Annotated in this window: 13 protein-coding genes; 6 read left to right on the forward strand and 7 right to left on the reverse strand. The window is 66.0% G+C overall.

Features of this window, described 5'->3' with window-relative positions; translation table 11 throughout:
- Positions 1-76 precede the first annotated feature (76 nt).
- A complete protein-coding gene (locus tag M2341_RS06705) occupies positions 77-673 on the reverse strand; it encodes a 2-dehydro-3-deoxy-6-phosphogalactonate aldolase (protein ID WP_264585996.1) in 597 nt (198 codons plus the stop codon).
- A 46-nt stretch (positions 674-719) separates the two neighbouring features.
- Complete coding sequence (locus M2341_RS06710; RefSeq protein WP_264584696.1) at positions 720-1,730, reverse strand: sugar kinase; 1,011 nt, start codon at positions 1,728-1,730, stop codon at positions 720-722.
- 142 nt (positions 1,731-1,872) lie between these two features.
- On the opposite strand from M2341_RS06710, the gene M2341_RS06715 reads away from it, so the two are divergent.
- The 4 genes from M2341_RS06715 to M2341_RS06730 all read left to right on the forward strand — a co-directional run bounded on the left by M2341_RS06715 (position 1,873) and on the right by M2341_RS06730 (position 6,082).
- The gene (locus tag M2341_RS06715; RefSeq protein WP_264584697.1) at positions 1,873-2,973 is read left to right on the forward strand and encodes a fumarylacetoacetate hydrolase family protein; all 1,101 of its coding nucleotides are present in this window, start codon (positions 1,873-1,875) and stop codon (positions 2,971-2,973) included.
- Positions 2,970-3,734, forward strand: coding sequence for an SDR family NAD(P)-dependent oxidoreductase (locus tag M2341_RS06720; protein WP_264584698.1), 765 nt, complete (start codon positions 2,970-2,972; stop codon positions 3,732-3,734). Before M2341_RS06715 ends, M2341_RS06720 begins: the two co-directional genes overlap by 4 nt.
- A 1-nt stretch (position 3,735) precedes the next feature.
- A complete protein-coding gene (locus M2341_RS06725; protein WP_264584699.1) occupies positions 3,736-4,596 on the forward strand; it encodes an SMP-30/gluconolactonase/LRE family protein in 861 nt (286 codons plus the stop codon).
- Positions 4,597-4,663: 67 nt separating this feature from the next.
- Positions 4,664-6,082, forward strand: a complete 1,419-nt coding sequence (locus tag M2341_RS06730) for a sugar porter family MFS transporter (RefSeq protein WP_264584700.1) — start codon at positions 4,664-4,666, stop codon at positions 6,080-6,082.
- Between the two features lie 61 nt (positions 6,083-6,143).
- On the opposite strand, the gene M2341_RS06735 is transcribed toward M2341_RS06730, so the two are convergent.
- From M2341_RS06735 to M2341_RS06750, 4 genes are all read right to left on the reverse strand, one after another.
- Complete coding sequence (locus M2341_RS06735) at positions 6,144-7,217, reverse strand: LacI family DNA-binding transcriptional regulator (protein ID WP_264584701.1); 1,074 nt, start codon at positions 7,215-7,217, stop codon at positions 6,144-6,146.
- A 262-nt stretch (positions 7,218-7,479) separates the two neighbouring features.
- On the reverse strand, positions 7,480-8,790 hold the full coding sequence (gene xylA / locus M2341_RS06740; protein WP_264584702.1) for a xylose isomerase: 1,311 nt from the start codon (positions 8,788-8,790) through the stop codon (positions 7,480-7,482).
- A gap of 28 nt (positions 8,791-8,818) precedes the next feature.
- Positions 8,819-10,267, reverse strand: a complete 1,449-nt coding sequence (gene xylB, locus M2341_RS06745; protein WP_264584703.1) for a xylulokinase — start codon at positions 10,265-10,267, stop codon at positions 8,819-8,821.
- Between the two features lie 5 nt (positions 10,268-10,272).
- Positions 10,273-11,385, reverse strand: a complete 1,113-nt coding sequence (locus M2341_RS06750) for a glycoside hydrolase family 43 protein (protein WP_264585997.1) — start codon at positions 11,383-11,385, stop codon at positions 10,273-10,275.
- 258 nt (positions 11,386-11,643) lie between these two features.
- On the opposite strand from M2341_RS06750, the gene M2341_RS06755 reads away from it, so the two are divergent.
- The gene (locus tag M2341_RS06755) at positions 11,644-13,323 is read left to right on the forward strand and encodes a glycoside hydrolase family 43 protein (RefSeq protein ID WP_413715301.1); all 1,680 of its coding nucleotides are present in this window, start codon (positions 11,644-11,646) and stop codon (positions 13,321-13,323) included.
- 3 nt (positions 13,324-13,326) lie between these two features.
- On the forward strand, positions 13,327-15,693 hold the full coding sequence (locus M2341_RS06760) for a glycoside hydrolase family 95 protein (RefSeq protein WP_264584704.1): 2,367 nt from the start codon (positions 13,327-13,329) through the stop codon (positions 15,691-15,693).
- Here M2341_RS06760 and M2341_RS06765 read toward each other — a convergent pair.
- Complete coding sequence (locus tag M2341_RS06765; protein ID WP_264584705.1) at positions 15,677-18,346, reverse strand: glycoside hydrolase family 3 C-terminal domain-containing protein; 2,670 nt, start codon at positions 18,344-18,346, stop codon at positions 15,677-15,679. The genes M2341_RS06760 and M2341_RS06765 overlap by 17 nt on opposite strands.
- Positions 18,347-18,384 lie beyond the last annotated feature (38 nt).

An 18,384-nucleotide genomic window follows, 5' to 3' on the forward strand; every position in this document is an offset into this window, starting at 1 on the left:
AAGCTGGACCCCGGGTCAAGCCCGGGGTGACGGCGGGGGTGGGGCAGGGTTTTGCCGAACACGCCTCCACAAGCGCTCAGTGCTCAAGCGCGCGCCACGCCGCTACCATGGCATCCGCCCGCTGGCGGACCTGTGCTGCGTCCAGCCCCGGCTGATAAATCGATGATCCAATGCCGAACCCGGCAGCGCCGGCGCTGCGCCATGCGGCCATATTGTCCGGCCCGATGCCGCCCACCACCAGCACAGGAATGTCGGCGGGCAGCACCGCCTTCATCGCCTTGAGCACCGCCGGGCTGTGCATCTCGGCGGGAAAGAGCTTGAGCGCATCGGCCCCGGCATCGATAGCAGCGAAGGCCTCGCTCGGGGTTGCGATGCCGGGCATGGAAAGCAGGCCGAGCGCCTTCGTGCGGCGGATTACGGGTGGGTCCATATTGGGCGAGACGATGACGCGCCCGCCCGCCTGCGCGACCTGATCCACCGCGTCCACGCTCAGCACGGTACCGGCCCCGATGAGCGCGCCGCCGGGCAGGCGGGCGAGGGCGGCGATGCTCTCCAGCGGGCGGGGCGAATTGAGCGGCACCTCGATGCAGCGCAGGCCCGCCTCGATGAGCGCAGCCCCGATCGCGGGCGCCTCCTCGGGGGTGAGGCCGCGCAGGATCGCCACAAGCGGCATGTCGGCGATCTGATCGAACCACTGTGTCACAGGGATGCTCGCTTTCTCAACGACGGACGTCGCCGGTTTGGCCGGGGCGGAATGCGGCGAGTTCCTCCGCGCTGATCGGGCTGAAATCGCCATGAACGAAATGATTGAGCACACAGAGCGCCAGACCGCGCTCGGCTGCGGTGGCGATGCCGGCATCGATATGCGCGATCACACCGGCGGCGAATGCGTCACCGGTGCCGATTCGGTCGACGATCCCAGCAACTTCAACCACTTGCGTCTCGAAGTTGTCATCCGGTGTATCGAGGCGGGCGCAAAGGTGATGGAGCCCGGCATGGGTGACCACGCGAAGGGTGGAGGCGATGTGGCGCAGATTGGGGAAGCGCGCGAAGGCTGCCTGGGCGGCGGCGCGACGTCCGTCCGCGTCCTGCGCATCGAAGGACTGGCCGAGCAGCATCGCAATGTCCCGCGCACTGCCGAAGAACAGATCGGCCATCTCGACATGGCGGGCGAGGATCGGCGCGGGATTGTCGCACCAGCTTTCCCAGAGCGTCGCGCGGAAATTCCCGTCGAATGAGATCGGAATGCCGGCGGCCTTCGCCGCTTCCATCGCCGCGAGGGACAATTTGGGAGCGTCAGGCGAGAGGGCGGGGATGATGCCGGAAAGATGCAGCATGGCCGCCCCCTCCAGCGCCGCAGCCCAATCATAGCGCTCGGCAGGAGTGATCGCGAAGTTGCTGCCAGCGCGATCATAGCTGATCGCGGGCGCGCGCAGGCCGCTCCCCGGCATGAGATAGAACAGCCCCATCCGCCCCGGCTGGCGCTGCACATGGCGCACGTCCACGCCGGGCCGGCGCAGGGCGTCCAGCGCCGCATCGCCAACCGCGCCCGGCGGGAGCGCGGTAATCAAGGCGCTCGGAATGCCCAGCCGGGCCAGCGCCACCGCGACATTGGCTTCCGCGCCGACGAATCGCGCATCCAGCCGCTCGCTCTGGAACAGGCTTTCGCCGGGGACGGCGGAGAGGCGGAGCAGCAGTTCGCCGAAACAGAGGATGGGGCCGAGTGTCATCGTCTCTCTTGTCAACGCGTTAGAGGCACAGGAGTAGCCCCTCTTGACAAACAAGCGCAATAGCTCTTGATAGCGCTAACACACAGGGGCGCCCTCGGGGGGCGAGGGAGAGGAAGTGATACATCCAGAAGAGTCCGGCCCGATGCTGCCCGTCGATTGGGAAGAGGGTATGTTTCTGGGGCGAGCCGATTTTGGCGATGGCCCGAGCCCCGTGCTCGTCCGCCAGGGCGAACTGCACGATATGGCGCACGTCTGGCCGACCGTCTCGGCCCTTGTAGAAAGCGGCGATTTTTCAGGCGCTGGCGGCACCTCGCTGGGCCATTTTGATCCTGCATCCACGCGCTTGCTCAGCCCCGTAGATCTACAGTGCGTCAAGGCTTGCGGCGTCACCTTCGCTCTTTCCGCTATCGAGCGGGTGATCGAGGAGCGGGCGCGGGGCGACTGGAGCCGGGCGGCCTCGATCCGCGAGCGGCTTGAGTCGCGCATTGGCGGACAAATCCGCTCCGTCCAGCCCGGTACGCCGGAAGCCGCCTCTCTCAAGGAGGCGCTGATCGAGGACGGGCTGTGGTCGCAATATCTGGAGGTCGCCATCGGCCCGGATGCGGAGGTGTTCACCAAGTCGCCGGTGCTCTCCACCGTGGGGCCGGGCGCCGCGATCGGCATCCGTTCGGATTCTGCGTGGAACAACCCCGAGCCGGAGATCGTGCTGCTGGCGGACAGCCTGGGCCGCGTGGTCGGCGCGACGCTCGGCAATGACGTCAATCTGCGCGATTTCGAAGGCCGCTCGGCCCTGCTGCTTGGCAAGGCCAAGGACAATAACGCCTCCTGCTCCATCGGCCCGCTGGTGCGGCTGTTCGATGACAGCTTCAGCATCGATGATGTGCGCCGTGCCGAAGTGCGGCTGACCATCACCGGAGAGGATGGGTTCGTGCTGAAGGGCGTGAGCAACATGGCGGAGATCAGCCGCGATCCGCTCGATCTGGTGCGCCAGACGCTAAGCGAGCATCAATATCCCGATGGCTTTGCGCTGTTCCTCGGCACGCTGTTCGCGCCCGTGCAGGACCGCGACGAGCCGGGGCGTGGCTTCACCCACAAGGTGGGCGATGTCGTGACCATCGCCTCCGACAAGCTCGGGCGCCTGGTCAACCGGGTCGTCACCTCGCGCGATGCACCACCCTGGCAGCTGGGTATTGGCGCCTTCTACGCAAATCTGCAGCGGCGCGGTCTTCTGGAATCGGCATGAACAAGTCTGAGCAAACACAATACGCCGTCTATCCCAGCCTGGCGGGCAAGAACGTGCTGGTCACCGGTGGAGCGACCGGGATCGGGGCGGCCATTGTCGCGGCGTTTGCGGGCCAGGGCGCGCATGTCGCCTTCCTCGACTTCAACGATCTCGCCGGCGCCGATCTGGCGCGGGATCTGACCGGCGCGCGCTTTCGCCATTGCGACCTGCGCAACGTCGCTGAGCTGGAGCGGACCGTCCGCGCGCTGGAGAGCGAGATGGGCGGGTTCGACGTGCTGGTCAACAATGCCGCCAATGACGACCGCCACCGCTATGACGAGGTGACCGCCGACTATTGGGACGAGCGCATGGCGACCAACCTGCGCCACCAGTTCTTCGCCGCGCAAGCCGTGGTTCCGGCGATGCGGGCGCGGGGCGGCGGTGCCGTCATCAATCTGGGCTCGGTGAGCTGGCATCTCGGCATGTCCGAGTTGGTGCTCTACCAGACCGCGAAGGCCGGCGTGGAGGGCATGACCCGCGCGCTGGCGCGTGATCTGGGCGGCGACAATATCCGCGTGACCGCCATCGTGCCGGGCAATGTCGATACCCCCCGCCAGAAGCAGTGGTATACGCCGGAAGGTGAGGCGGAGATCCTGCAGGCGCAATGCCTCCCGCGCCGCATCCAGCCGCGCGATGTCGCCGCGCTGGCGCTGTTCCTCGCCTCCGATGACGGCGCGCTGTGCAGCGGGCACGAATATTTCGTCGACGCAGGCTGGCGCTGAGATGCAGCCGGAGCCGATCCTTCCCCTGGGCATGACGCTCGGCGAAGGGCCGGTCTGGTGGGACGATGCCCTGTGGTTCGTCGATATCAAGGGGCACAAGCTCTACCGTCATGTGCCTGCGAGCGGCGCGCTGGCGGTGTGGGATGCGCCGGACCAGATTGGCTGGGCGCTGCCTACGCGCAGCGGCGGCATGATGACCGGCGTGCGCACCGGCCTGCATCGGTTCGATCCGCAAAGTGGCACATTTTCGCTGTTCCACGATCCCGAGCCGCATCTGCCCGGCAATCGGCTGAACGACGCCGCCACAGATACTCAAGGGCGGCTGTGGTTCGGCAGCATGGACGACAGCGAAGCCGCCCAGACCGGGTGCCTCTATTGCCTCGCCGGCGGGCAGTGCGCCGCCACGGTCGTGCCTGCTGTCGAGATCACCAATGGCCCTGCCATCAGCGCAGATGGGCGCACGCTTTATCACACCGACACGCTTGGCCGGAAAATCTGGAAAGCCCCCGTCGATGAGAACGGCACGGTCGGCGCGGGCGAGCTGTTCATCACTATCGAGGATGGCGCGGGCTGGCCCGACGGCTCCGTGCTGGATAGCGAAGGTTGCCTGTGGGTCGCTTTGTTTGGCGGCTGGGGCGTGCGGCGCTATGATCCGCAGGGCTCGCTGATGCAGACCATCTCCTTCCCGGTCGCCAATGTCACCAAGATCGCCTTTGGTGGGCCGGATTTGCGCACCGCCTATGCCACCACCGCGCAAAAGGGGCTGGATGCCGCCGCGCGTGAGGCACAGCCGTTGGCCGGCCACGTCTTCGCATTCGATCCCAAGGTTGCAGGATTGCCGGTTACCCCGGCAGATATTTGACAGAAGAAACGCCGTCCCGGCCTCGGCTGGAGTCGGCAGAATTTTTGAGAGAGAGGAGGGGCTCGGCATGAGCGCTGAAACGCACGCCATCGGGCGAACCAACATCGGGTTCATATTCGCCATCGTGGCCATCGCCACCATTGGTGGCTTCATGTTCGGCTATGATTCCGGCGTGATTAACGGCACCCAGAAGGGGCTGGAATCCGCGTTCGACCTGGGTGCGCTGGGCATCGGCATCAATGTAGGCGCCATTCTGGTCGGCTCCGCGCTGGGCGCGTTTCTCGCCGGGCGCATGTCCGACCTCATTGGCCGTCGCGGCGTGATGATGCTGGCCGGCCTGCTCTTCCTCATCAGCGCGCTTCTGGCCGGTGCGGCCGGGTCTTCGGCGATGTTCATCATCGCGCGGATCATCGGTGGCCTCGGCGTCGGCGCGGCCAGCGTGATTTCGCCGGTCTATATCTCCGAGGTGACGCCCGCCTCGATCCGGGGGCGCCTCTCCAGCATCCAGCAGGTGATGATCATCACCGGCCTTACCGGAGCGTTCGTCGCCAACTTCGTGCTGGCGCGCTATGCCGGCGGCTCGACGGCGACCTTGTGGTTCGACCTGCCGGCCTGGCGCTGGATGTTCCTGCTGCAGGCGATCCCTGCGGCCATCTATATCCTGGCGCTGCTGATCATTCCCGAAAGCCCGCGCTATCTGGTGGTCAAGGGCAAGGAAGAGCGCGCCCACGCCGTTCTCTCGCGGCTGTTCGGGCCGGAGGAAGCGACGCGCAAGGTTGGTGAGATCCGCGACAGCCTCGCCGCCGATCACCATCGCCCCCGTCTTTCCGATCTCATCGACAAGACGACCGGGCGCATCCGGCCGATCGTGTGGACCGGCATCGGCCTTGCGATCTTTCAGCAGTTCGTCGGCATCAATGTGGTCTTCTATTATGGCGCCACCTTGTGGGAGGCCGTCGGCTTCTCGGAGGATTATGCGCTGCAGACCAATATCCTCTCGGGCGTGCTCTCCATCGGGGCCTGCATCGCCACCATGTTCCTGGTGGACAAGATCGGCCGCAAGCCGCTGCTGCTTTTCGGATCGGCGGGCATGGCCGTCACACTGGCGATCGTGGCCTATGCCTTCTCCACGGCGGTCACGGGCGCCGATGGTGGCGTGATGCTGCCGGGCAGCAATGGCATCGTCGCGCTGATTTCGGCCAATCTCTACGTGATCTTCTTCAACCTGAGCTGGGGGCCGATCATGTGGGTGATGCTGGGCGAGATGTTCCCCAACCAGATCCGCGGCTCGGGCCTGGCGGTGGCGGGGCTGGCGCAGTGGCTGGCGAACGCCCTCGTTTCGGTGAGCTTCCCCTCGCTGGTGATCAGCCCTGGCCTTGCGGTGGCCTATTTCGGCTATGCCTTCTTTGCCGCCGTCTCCTTCTTCTTCGTCCGCGCCATGGTGCGCGAGACCAAGGGCCGGGAACTGGAGCAGATGGAAGGCTGATCGCTCACCCAATCATACGCTCGGCCCGGTCACGCTTATGCGTCGCCGGGCCGTTCGCTTTTCAGGGCTTGGGCTGGGGCGGGGGGCCGTCGCTCTCGCGCGCGATCAGCGTGTAGGGCGTCACGACATGGGGATGGTCCACGCCCTTCGATGAGGCGTTGCGCATCCGGATTTCCCGGGTCAGCAGCGCCACCGCCTGCTGCGCCATATCGGTGATCGGCTGGCGGATCGTGGTCAGCTCCGGCCAGCTTGTCAGCGCCAGAGCGGTATCGTCGAAGCCGCAGATGGTCAGCATTTGCGGCACATCGATGCCGCGCCGGTGCGCGATGGTCAGCGCAGCTGCGGCCATATCGTCGTTGGAAGCGAAGATCGCCGTTGGCGGCTCGGGCAGGTCGAGCAGGCGCGTGGCTGCCTCCAGGCCGGAGCGGAAGGTGAAGAAGCCCTGCTCTATCAGCTCGGGCTGCGGCGCGATGCCGTGCTTCTCCAGCGCGGAGCGATAGCCCTCCAGCCGTTCGGCGCTGGCCGTCTGGTTGGGGTGGCCGGTGATGAAGCCGATGCGCTGATGCCCGAGCAGGATCAGATGATCGGTCATGGCGTGGGCGGCCGCCTTGTCATCGATGCTCACCGAGAGCGCCCAGTCGGGCGCGCGCCCGGTGGCGACCGCGACGACCGGCACACCGGCGCCCTCCAGCACGGCGAGCACGGAGGGGGAATCGCTCAGCGGCGGAGGCAGGACGATCCCGTCCACCCGGCCCTTGAGCAGCGCCTCGATGGCCTTGTCCTCTGCGCCTTCCTCATTGCACTCCTTGACGATCAACTGCGCGCCGGTGCGGCTGGTCTCCGCCAATATGCCGACCAGAAACTCGCTGAGATAGGCAAAGCTCGGGTTGGAGTGGAGCAGCCCGATGCGCGTGTCCTCGCCACCCGCGAGGGTGCGGGCGGCGATGTTGGGCGCATAGTTCAGCTCGGCAATCGCGGCCTCGACCGCCAGGCGCTTGTCCTCACGGACATTGGTGCCCTTGTTGATCACGCGGCTCACGGTCATCGGCGAAACGCCGGCCAGGCGGGCGACATCCTCGATCTTGGGACCAGAGCTCTGCCGACGGGACGAGCGGGAACTGCGGTTGGTGACCATCGCCTGACTTGTTCGCCTTCCTATCCGGAGCTGGGCGAGACCTCTCCCAATATCGTGCGTTCATCGCAACAGATAAGATGAGGGGGCGATCTTGCTTTGGCTCCGCGCCGTTGTCGTCTCTTTGTGCCGATCTATGGGCACGGCAATTTCGGTTTCGTTAGCGCCTGGGCGAGAAGATAGCAAAAAAAGAGGTGGCCGCCGTAGCGACCACCTCATCAGTGACCTGACCCGGCGAAGAGGAAGCGCCCGGGTCCGGCATGGCTCAGATGAAGCGATTGACGAGATTTTCGATCCGCTCCTGCCTTCCGGAGGCAGGCTTGGGGTCGAGCGCGCGGGTCACGGCGAGGTCAGCGATCCCGGCGAGGTCGAGCGCAGCGATCTCCTTGCCCAGCGGACCATCCCAGCCCGCATAGCGCTGATTGCGCAGGGCATCGATGCGGCCATCCTCGATGATCGCGGCGGCATTCAACAGCCCGCGCGCCACCGTATCGATGCCGCCGATATGGCCGTAGAACAGGTCAACCGGGTCCATCGACTGGCGCCGGACCTTGGAATCGAAGTTGAACCCGCCGGTGGTGAAGCCGCCGGCGCGGATCACCTCGATCATCGCGACGGTGAGTTCTTCCACCGAATTGGGAAACTGGTCGGTGTCCCAGCCATTCTGGTGGTCGCCGCGATTGGCGTCGATCGAGCCGAAGATGCCCAGCGCGTTCGCCGTCGCCAGCTCATGCTCGAAGGTGTGGCCGGCGAGCGTGGCATGATTGGCTTCGATGTTCACGCGCACTTCGTTCTCCAGCCCGTAGCGCTTGAGGAAGCCGTAAACCGTGGCGGTGTCGAAATCATATTGATGCTTGGTCGGCTCGTGCGGCTTGGGCTCGATGAGGATGGTGCCGGAAAAGCCGATCTTGTGCTTGTGCTCGACCACCAGCGTCAGGAAGCGCCCGAAATTATCGAGCTCGCGCTTGAGATTGGTATTGTGCAGCGTCTCATAGCCCTCACGGCCGCCCCAGAGCACATAGTTGACGCCGCCCAGGCGATGCGTCGCCTCCAGCGCATCGCGCACCTGCATGGCGGCGAAGGCATAGACTTCCGGGTCCGGATTTGTCGCGGCGCCGGCAGCAAAGCGGGGATGGCCGAACAGATTGGCGGTGCCCCACAGCAGCTTGCGCCCGCTCGAAGCCTGCAGCTCTTCCAGATGATCGATGGCCTCGGCGAGGTAGCGGCGATGCTCGGCCACGCTTTCGGCCTGCGCCATCACGTCGACATCGTGGAAGCAGTAGAAGGGGACATCGAGCTTTTTGAAGAAATCGAAGGCGACTTCGCGCTTCTGGGCCGCAGCGGCGCCGTTATTGGCGCCAGCATGCCAGGGGCGGTTGAAGGTGCCGGCGCCGAACACGTCCGAGCCCGGCCAGCAGAATGTGTGCCAGAAGCATACGGCAAAGCGGAGATGATCCTCCATCCGCTTGCCGAGCACGACGCGATCCTTGTCATACCAGCGATAGGCCAGCTCGTCGTCGGTATCCGGGCCTTTATAGGTGATGGGGGCAATGTCTGCGAAATAGTCGGTGGCCATCAGGCGCTCCCTGTCGGTTTCAAGAATGTCAGCTCTGTGCGGCGCGAATGGCGGGGTAGGCGCGGCGGAAGGCCTCGCGCTTGGGGGCCAGTCGTTCGGCGGTCAGCGGGTCGGGCTCGATCACATGGGCGACCGGCGGCGTCGTGCAGATGTCGGCGGGTGCGCCGCCTGTCACGCCGATCTGGGCCAGGCGGGCCGCGCCCATTGCCGGGCCGACCTCTCCGCCCTTGAGGTAGTTGAGGCGCGTGCCGAGCGCAGCGGCGATGATCTGGCCCCAATAGCGCGACCGCGCGCCACCGCCGATCACGGCCAGTTCCTCCACATCGCTGCCGGCGTCGCGCAGCGCATCCAGCCCATCGGCAAAGGCAAAGGCAACGCCCTCCAGCACCGCCTGCGCCAGCCGCTCCGGCCCGCTATCATGATCGAGATTGAGGAAGGCGCCGCGCACCTGCGGGTCGTTATGCGGTGTGCGTTCGCCCGAGAGATAGGGGAGGAAGAGTTCCGGTCCGCACGCGGCGCCAACGGACTCCGCGCGGGAAAAGAGGTCGGCGGCGCCGGCTGCACCGGAGAGGCGTGCAGCAAAGTCTATGCACGACGCCGCCGACAGGTGCACGGCCATCTGATGCCAGTGTGCAGGCAGGCAGTGACAGAAGGCGTGCACGGTTCGGTCTGGATTGGGTTTGAACTGATCGTTGGCGATGAAGATCACGCCCGATGTGCCAAGGGAGAGCAGCCCGTCGCCATCGCTGACGATGCCGATGCCGGCCGCGCCGGCGGCATTGTCGCTCCCCCCGGCGGCGACCGGAACGGGAGACATGCCCCAGAGTTGCGCCACGTCCGGCCGCAACGTGCCGGTCAACGCGGTGCCCTCGTACAGTGCCGGCATGTGCGCAAGGCTGAGGCCGGTCGCGTCCAGCAGTGCTTCCGCCCAGCGCCGCGCGGCAACATCCAGCCACAGGGTGCCGGCGGCGTCGGACATGTCCGTGGCTTTGTCGCCGGTCATTTGCAGGCGGATATAGTCCTTGGGCAGCAACACGGTGCGTATGGCGGCGAAGATCTCCGGCTCGTGCCGGGCGACCCAGGCGAGCTTTGGTGCGGTGAAGCCGGGCATGACGATGTTGCCGCCGATCGTGCGGAAGGCGTCGGTCTTGTCTTCCAGCGCGATGCATTCCGCATGGCTGCGCCCGTCATTCCACAGGATCGCGGGACGCAGCGGCTGACCGTCCGCACCGAGCAGCGTGGCGCCATGCATCTGGCCGGCGAGCCCGACGCCCAGCACGGCGCGCCGCACGGCGGGGTCGATGGCCTGCACGGCTGCGGTGGTGGCGGCCCACCACGCCGCCGGGTCCTGTTCGGACCAGAGCGGTTGCGGCCGTTGCACGGTGAGCGCTGCCGTTCCCTGGCCGACAACGGCGCCATGCTGGTCGATGACGACCGCTTTCACGCCGGAGGTGCCGATGTCGATGCCGAGGAACATGCCGGTCAGTCGCGGAACGGATTGATCGTCTGGATCGTGCCGTCGGCGTTGAAGGTCAGCTCGGTGACCTTCACGTTGCGCAGGTGGTTTTTGCCGCTCAGCTGCGTGTCGTGGTAGAAGAGCCAGGTCTTGCCGCCCCAGTCCACAATCGAGTGGTGGGTAGTCCAGCCCTGCACCGGTTCCATGATCTTGCCGCGATAGGTGAACGGACCATAAGGCGTCTTGCCCGTGGCGTAGACGAGGAAGTGCGTGTCGCCGGTCGAGTAGGTCAGGTAGTAAGTGTCGCCGCGCTTGTACATCCATGTGCCCTCGAAGAAGCGGCGATCATGGTCGCCACCAAGCAGCGGCTTGCCTTTTTCGTCGAGGATCACGGCATCGCGCGGCGCTTCGGCATAGCTCCTCATATCGGCCGACATTTTAGCGACCTTGGGCATGAGGGCCGGCTGGTCGTCCGCCTTGAGGTCGGTCACGCCGACCGCGGCATCATATTTGCCCTTGGCCCAGTTCTGCAGCTGGCCGCCCCAGATGCCGCCGAAATACATGTAGCTGGTCCCGTCCGTGTCCGTGAACACATTGGGGTCCATGGAGAAGCTGCCGGCAATCGGCTTGGGCTCGGCCTTGAACGGACCCATGGGCGTGCTGCTGGTCGCCACGCCGATGTGGAAGATGCCGTCCTTGTCCTTGGCCGGGAAGTACAAATAGTAGGTGCCATTCTTGAACGCGGCGTCGGGTGCCCACATCTGCTTGGCTGCCCAGGGCACATCCTTCACGTCCAGCGCGACCGGGCCGATCTTCACCGGACCGCCGATCTTGTCCATCTCCAGCACGCGATAGTCGTGCATGGCGTATTGGTTGCCCAGGTCATCGTCCGGGATGCCGGCGTCGACATCATGGCTGGGATAGACGTAGATCTTGCCGTTGAAGACATGGGCCGAAGGATCGGCGGTGAAAATCTCCGTCACGAGCGGCTGGGAGAGGAAGCGCTTGCCGTCAGCTGAGATGCCATCCGATTCATGGGCCGCGCCAGTCGCGCCATTGTTTGCAGCGGCCGGTTCATCCGAGGAGCAGGCGGAAAGGGCGGTGGCGAGACCAAGCACGACAAGGCTGGTCCGGAGCATCGGGACTTTCGACAAGGGGGCTCTCCTTCGTTTATCTTGCGCGCCGCTTATGGTTGTGCGGCGTTGTTAAGGTAGCGCTACCATCATGGATGCGGGGCGGTCAAATGGATTCCGCTCGGGCATGAATTTGCCCTGTTTGGAGCAAGATACGCGCTCGCGTGCATAAAACAGGCTGGGCAAGGAGAAATGGGAGCGCTACCAATATGACGCAGGGCCGCGATTCCGCACAGGATCAGCGTGCCGTCAAACAGGAGAGGGATGATGAAGATCGCGGCGGGACTGTGGGCGCGTGGGTGGATGGCCGCAGCGCTGGCCTTGATGCCTGCCGCAGCATGGGCAGGGCCGGAGGCCCGCTTTGCCAGTTTCGATTATGACGGGCAGTCCATCGAGCAGGTAACGGTCAAGCCCGGCGCCTATCGCAACCCAATCCTTTCAGGCTATTATCCCGATCCCTCGATTACGCGGGTGGGGGAGGATTATTATCTCGTCACCTCATCCTTCGCGCATTTTCCGGGGCTTCCGGTTTGGCATTCCAGGGATCTGGTGAACTGGACGCAGATCGGCAATGCGATCGACCGGCCCGATCAGCTCAACCTTGCCGGCCGGGGCGTGTCCGAGGCCGTGTTCGCGCCGGACATCAGTTTTCATGATGGCATCTTCTACATCGTCAACACATGCGTGGGATGCCGGGACAATTTCGTCATCACCGCCAAGAACCCCGCCGGGCCGTGGTCCGATCCCATCTGGCTGCCGTTCGAGGGGATCGACCCGTCGATCTATTGGGAAGGCGACAAAGCCTATATCGTCAACAATCGCGGGCCGGATGAGACGCCGCGCTATGAGGGGCACCGCGCGATCTGGATTCAGGAATATGACTGGCGGGCCGGCAAGATGGTCGGGCCGAGCACCCAGCTCGTCAATGGCGGGGTGGACCTGAGCAAGAAGCCGATCTGGATCGAGGGGCCGCACATTCTGCGCAAGGATGGCTGGTATTATCTGACCGCGGCGGAAGGTGGCACCAGCGTCGATCACTCCCAGGTGGTGTTCCGCTCGCGCAAGCTGCGCGGACCTTATGTGCCGCACAAGGATAACCCCATCCTCACCCAGCGCGACCTCGACCCCGCGCGGCTCGATCCGATCACCTCCGCCGGCCATGCCAAGCTGGTCCAGACCCCGGCAGGCGACTGGTGGGCAACCTTTCTGGCGGTGCGGCCTTACGCCGACAATTATTACAATATCGGTCGCGAGACCTTCCTGCTGCCGGTGCAGTGGAAGGACGGCTGGCCGGTCATCCTGCCCCATGGCGAGACGATCCCGTTCGCGCCCAAGGCGCCCGCGCTGCCTCCACAGGTCCGGCCGCCGCTGCCGACCAGCGGCGATTTCGCGTATGCCGACAGCTTCGAGGGCGACCGGCTGACGATGCAATGGGTCGGCGTCCGCACGCCGGATCACCCGTTCTATCGGCTTGAGCGTGGCGATCTGGTGCTGGCCAGTGCCGCGCCGCTCGGTGACAAGGCCGGAACGCCCGCCTTCCTCGGGCGGCGCCAGCAGCATCATGTCGCGACGATGCGCACGGTCGTGACCTTCTCGCCGGAGCAGGAAGGCGACCGCGCCGGCCTTGCCGCGATGCAAAGCGACGACGCCTGGCTGTTCTTCGGCCTTACGCGGCTGAACGGGCAGGATGCAATTGCGCTGTATACTCGCGCCAAAGGGAAGGAGCAGCTGGTCGCCTCCGCGCCTATCGCCAACCGGAGCCCGATGACTTTGACGATCCGCGCGAACGGGGGGACCATGTCCTTCCACTATGCCGGGGCAGGGGGCATGGGCCGGCTCGCGGCGGATTTGGATGCCCGGTTCCTCAGCACACAGGATGCCGGCGGGTTCACCGGCACCATCGTGGGGCCTTATGTCTGGACCGCTAGCCGAAAGGACCGCTGAGCGATGGTCACGCGCCGCGATGTGCTCGAAGGCTCGCTGCTGCTCGCCGCCAATGCCTGTTTGCCGGGCGCCGCCGTGGCCGCGTCCGAGAGCGACAGACCCTTGCGCGACCGGCTTTGTTATCGGCGCCCGGCGACAGAATGGACGCAGGCCCTGCCGGTCGGCAATGGCCGGATCGGCGCGATGGTGTTCGGCGGCGTCGGCACCGAGCGGCTGCAACTCAACGAGGATACCTTATGGTCCGGCGGGCCTTATGATCCGGTCAATCCCGCTGCCCGTGCCGCCTTGCCGGAGGTGCGCAGGCTGATCGCGCAGGAGGATTACGCGCAGGCGCACGACCTCGCGAACCGCACGCTGATCGGCCAGCCGGTGCAGCAGATGGCCTATCAGAGCTTCGGCGATCTGTTGCTCAGCCTGCCGGGCATGGCGTCCGCTACAGTCCCTGAGGATTATAGGCGCGTGCTCGACCTCGACAGCGCCACGGCAACGACGACGTTCACGCTGGCGGGCACCCGGCATGAGCGCACGGTCTTTGCCTCGCCCGTGCGACAGGTGATCGTGCTGCGCCACGAGGTGGATGGCCCGGCATCGCTCGATCTCGATATCGGCTTCACGCCGGCGCAGGAGGCGCAGGTGGAGGCTCGCGGCGGGCTGCTGCTCATCCGGGGGCGCAATCGTGGCGCGCATGGCGTCGACGGTGCGCTGAAGCTGGCAGGGCTGGTGCGCGTGATCTCGGACGGCGGCTCGCTCACCGCGCAGGGCGATCATCTGGCGCTGCGCGGCGCGCGCGCGGTGACGGTGCTGGTCGCGATGGCGACGAGCTTCCGCCGTTTCGACGATGTCTCCGGCGATCCGGATGCGCTTGTGCGCGGCTGGATCGTCGATGCGATGGCGCGCAGTTCCGAGCAACTCCATGGTGAAGCGGTCGCCGCCCATCGCGCCCTGTACCGCCGCGTCGAGATCGACCTTGGCGATGACAGCGCCGCCGCGCTGCCCACCGATGAGCGCGTGATCGCCGCGCAAAGCCGCGACGACCCCGGCCTTGCTGCGCTCTATTTCAATTATGGACGCTATCTGCTGATTGCCTCGTCGCGCCCCGGCTCCCAGGCCGCGAACCTGCAGGGCATCTGGAATGAGAGCGTCGATCCGCCTTGGGGATCGAAATACACGATCAACATCAACACGCAGATGAATTACTGGCCGGCCAAGATCACGGCCTTGCCCGAATGCACCGAGCCGCTGGTCCGGATGGTGCGGGAGCTGGCGGAAAGCGGCGCCCGTACCGCGCGGGAGATGTATGGCGCGCGCGGCTGGGTGGCGCATCATAACAGCGATATCTGGCGCGCCACCGCGCCGGTGGATGGCGCGCGGTGGGGGATATGGCCGACCGGCGGGGCGTGGCTGTGCACCCATTTGTGGGATCGCTGGGATTATGGGCGCGACAAGACCTTCCTGCGCGATGTGTATCCGCTCATGCGCGGGGCGGCGCTGTTCTTTGTCGATACGCTGCAGGTCGATCCCGAGACCGGCGCCCTCGTTACCAGCCCGTCGCTCTCTCCCGAAAACGCTCATCATGGCGACATCGCGATCTGCGCCGGGCCGGCGATGGACCAGCAGATTTTGCGCGACCTGTTCGATCAAACGGCGCAGGCCGCCGATTTGCTCGGCATCGACAGCGCGTTCGCGGCGGAGCTTCGCGCCTTGCGCCGCCGCCTCGCGCCGGATCGCATCGGCGCGCAAGGGCAGTTGCAGGAATGGCAGCAGGATTGGGATGCGCAGGCGCCCGAGCCGGACCATCGCCACGTCTCGCATCTCTACGGGCTGTTCCCGAGCCAGCAGATCGATCTGGACGACACGCCAGCGCTCGCGGCGGCGGCGCGCCGCTCGCTGGAATTGCGCGGGGATCTCGGAACGGGCTGGGCGACGGCCTGGCGGATCAACCTGTGGGCGCGGCTTGGCGAGGGCGATCGCGCCCACCGCATCCTGCGCTTTTTGCTCGGGCCGGAGCGGACCTATCCCAATTTATTCGATGCCCATCCGCCTTTCCAGATCGACGGGAATTTCGGCGGCACCGCTGGCATCGCGCATATGCTCATGCGCAGCCGGGGTGATGAGATCCATCTCCTGCCGGCTCTGCCCTCGGCCTGGCCGACCGGCGCTGTGCGCGGGCTGCGGGCGCGGGGGGCCTGCAGCGTCGATCTCAGCTGGGCGCAGTCCCGGCCGCGCACGCTCACGCTCACCAGCGCGATCGATGCGGAGCGGACCATTCGCTTCGCCAGCCAGCGCCTGATCGTGCGGCTGAAGGCTGGCCGCCCACAGCAGGTCGACGTGAGCGGCTGGCTGGGCCTCCCGCCTATTTCGGCAGGGTGACGCCGGTGGCGATGGCGAAGTCCGCGCTCTGCACCGGCAGGCCGCTATCGGGCTGAGCCGAGCCGACCGACACGCGATACGCACCGGGGAAGACCTGCCGCACGCCCTCCAGCGACACCGCGCTCATATCGCGCGGCGAGAGATCGAAGCTGATTTGGCGGGATTCGCCCGGCTTCAGCTCCACGCGCTGAAAGCCACGCAAGGCGATACGCGGGGTGCCGGGCAGATCCGGGAAATCGAGATAGAGCTGCGCCACCTCTTCGCCCGCTCGCTGCCCGCTATTGCGCAGGGTGGTCGAGACCCGCACGCCTTGCGCAGCATCGCCCGAGGCCTGCACCTGCAGCGGCTCATAGGCGAATTGCGTGTAGCTCAGGCCATAGCCGAAGCCGTAAACCGGCGTGCCGGTGAAGTAGCGGTAGGTGCGCCCGGCCATGCTGTAGTCGCCGAACGGCGGCAACTCATCCACGCTGCGATAGAAGGTGAGGGGCAGGCGCCCTGAGGGATTGGTCTTGCCGGAGAGGACATTGGCGACCGCGAGGCCGCCATTCTGCCCCGGATACCAGGCCTCCACGATGCCCGCCGCATGGTCCTTCGCCCAGGCGAGGTTGATCGGACTGCCGTTCATCGCCACGATGACCAGCGGTTTACCCAGCGCGCGGGCCTTTTCCAGCATGGCAAGCTGCTCGGCCGGCAGATCGAGCGTGGTCTTGTCGCCACCCTCAAAGCCCGGCACCTTCACCGGCGTTTCCTCGGCTTCGAGATCCGAGGTGAGGCCCACGACCGCGACGACCACGTCCGATTGCGCCGCCGCAGCGGCAAGCGCCGCATCGGCATCGGGGGAGACGCGCTTCCACATCAGGTCGATGCCCGTGTTGATGTGCGAGGTCATGGTGATCTCGATCGGGTAGCGCTTGCCCTTCTCCAGCGTCAGCGTCTTCATCGTCGGCAGGCTGTTCCAGCGCGAGTTTTTGAGGTCCACGAACGGCTTGCCCTCGAGCAGCATCTCGCCGTTGGAGCCGGACAGGCCAAGCCGGTAGGTGCCGCTCTCCGGTGGGACGAGGAAGCCGGTCCAGACCACGCGGTGATGGTCGGAGACGTTCGCGAGATCGAGGCTGCGCCCGGCCACATCGGCCTCCCTGCGGGTCACGACCGGCTTGGTCTGGAAGGTCATCGCCTTGGTCGCGCTGTCGAACGTGCCCGGCGCGAAGCGGGCCGGCGGCGTCTGCGTGGGATTATAATAGCGCGCCAGCAGCCCGGGCTTGCCATCCGGCGCGACGAGCGCCGTCGTCGGCACGCGGTCGCCGTCGGTAAAGGTCTCGGCGAAGGGGGCATGGTGGATCGTCGCGCCGGGCATCGCCTGGCGCAGCCCCTCCAGCACGGATATCGGCGGGCCGGAGAGGGTGGAGGAATAATTGCCGCGCAGCACGCGGGTGGCGTCCGCCAGCGGGCCGATGACGGCGATGCGGGCATCGGGCTTGAGCGGCAGCGCGCCATCATTTTTGAGCAACACCAGGCTCTTTTCGGCGGCCTTCAACGCCAGCGCATTGTGGTCCGGCGCGCCGATGACGGATGGTGCGATGGCCGGCCGCGGCGCAAGACCAGGCAGGTCACCATTGCGCAGGCGGGCGGAGAACAGCCGCACGAGCGCGGTATCGACATCGCTCTGGGTGATGAGATTGCGGTTCAGCGCATCGAGATAGGGCTGGCCCAGCCCGGCGGTGTCGCTCAGCGTCGCGCCATTGCACTCGCTATCGACCCCGGCGCGCATCGCGGCGGCGACCGCCGTGGCGGCATCCGGCGCGTAATGGTGGTTGCGGTTGATATCGGTCACCGCATCGCAATCGGAGACGACATAGCCCTTGAAGCCCCAGGCATCGCGCAGGTGTGTCTTGAGCAACTCGTCACTGGCGCACGCCGGCTGCCCGTTCACGCGGTTATAGGCGCACATGATCGATCCCGCTTTGGCCTCCACGATGGCGGCACGGAACGCGGGCAGATAGGTGTCCTCCATATCATGGCGAGAGACATAGACATTGGCATGATGGCGCGTCGATTCCGGGCCGCTGTGCACGGCATAATGCTTGGGTGTGGCGATGATGTTAGGCCGCGCCGGGTCCGGCCCCTGCATGCCGGTGATGAACGCCTTGCCGATCTCGGCCGTGAGGAAGGGATCCTCGCCATAGGTTTCCTGCCCGCGCCCCCATCGCGGATCGCGGAAGATGTTGATGTTGGGCGACCATGTGTCCAGCCCCGTGCCGATGCGCCCCAGGCGTCCGGTCTGCCGCGCCAGCGTATGCAGCCCCCGCATCTCGACGCTGATGATGTTGGCGACTTCATGGACCAGCGGCGCATCGAAGGTGGCGGCAAGGCCGATCGGTTCGGGGAAATTGGTGGTCGGCAATGTGCCCATCGCGCCATGCAGCGACTCCGTCCACCAGTTGTAGCCGGGAATACCAAGGCGCGGGATGGCGGGCGCGACATTGAGAAGCTGGTCCGCTTTCTCCTGCGGCGTGAGCTTCGCCACGATCTCCGTCGCCTGCCGCTCGGACTGCGCCATGACCGTGCCGGCATCGCCCGTCTGAGCGGCCAATGGTAGGGCGAACATAGCGGCGCCGGCGAGAATGAGAGCGCGTAGGGAGGGGGCGGGGGTCATGGTCTGTCTCCAGCGTCTGAATCGGCGAAAGGATGGGG

This window comes from Sphingobium sp. B7D2B (genome assembly GCF_025961895.1).
Taxonomy (GTDB): domain Bacteria; phylum Pseudomonadota; class Alphaproteobacteria; order Sphingomonadales; family Sphingomonadaceae; genus Sphingobium.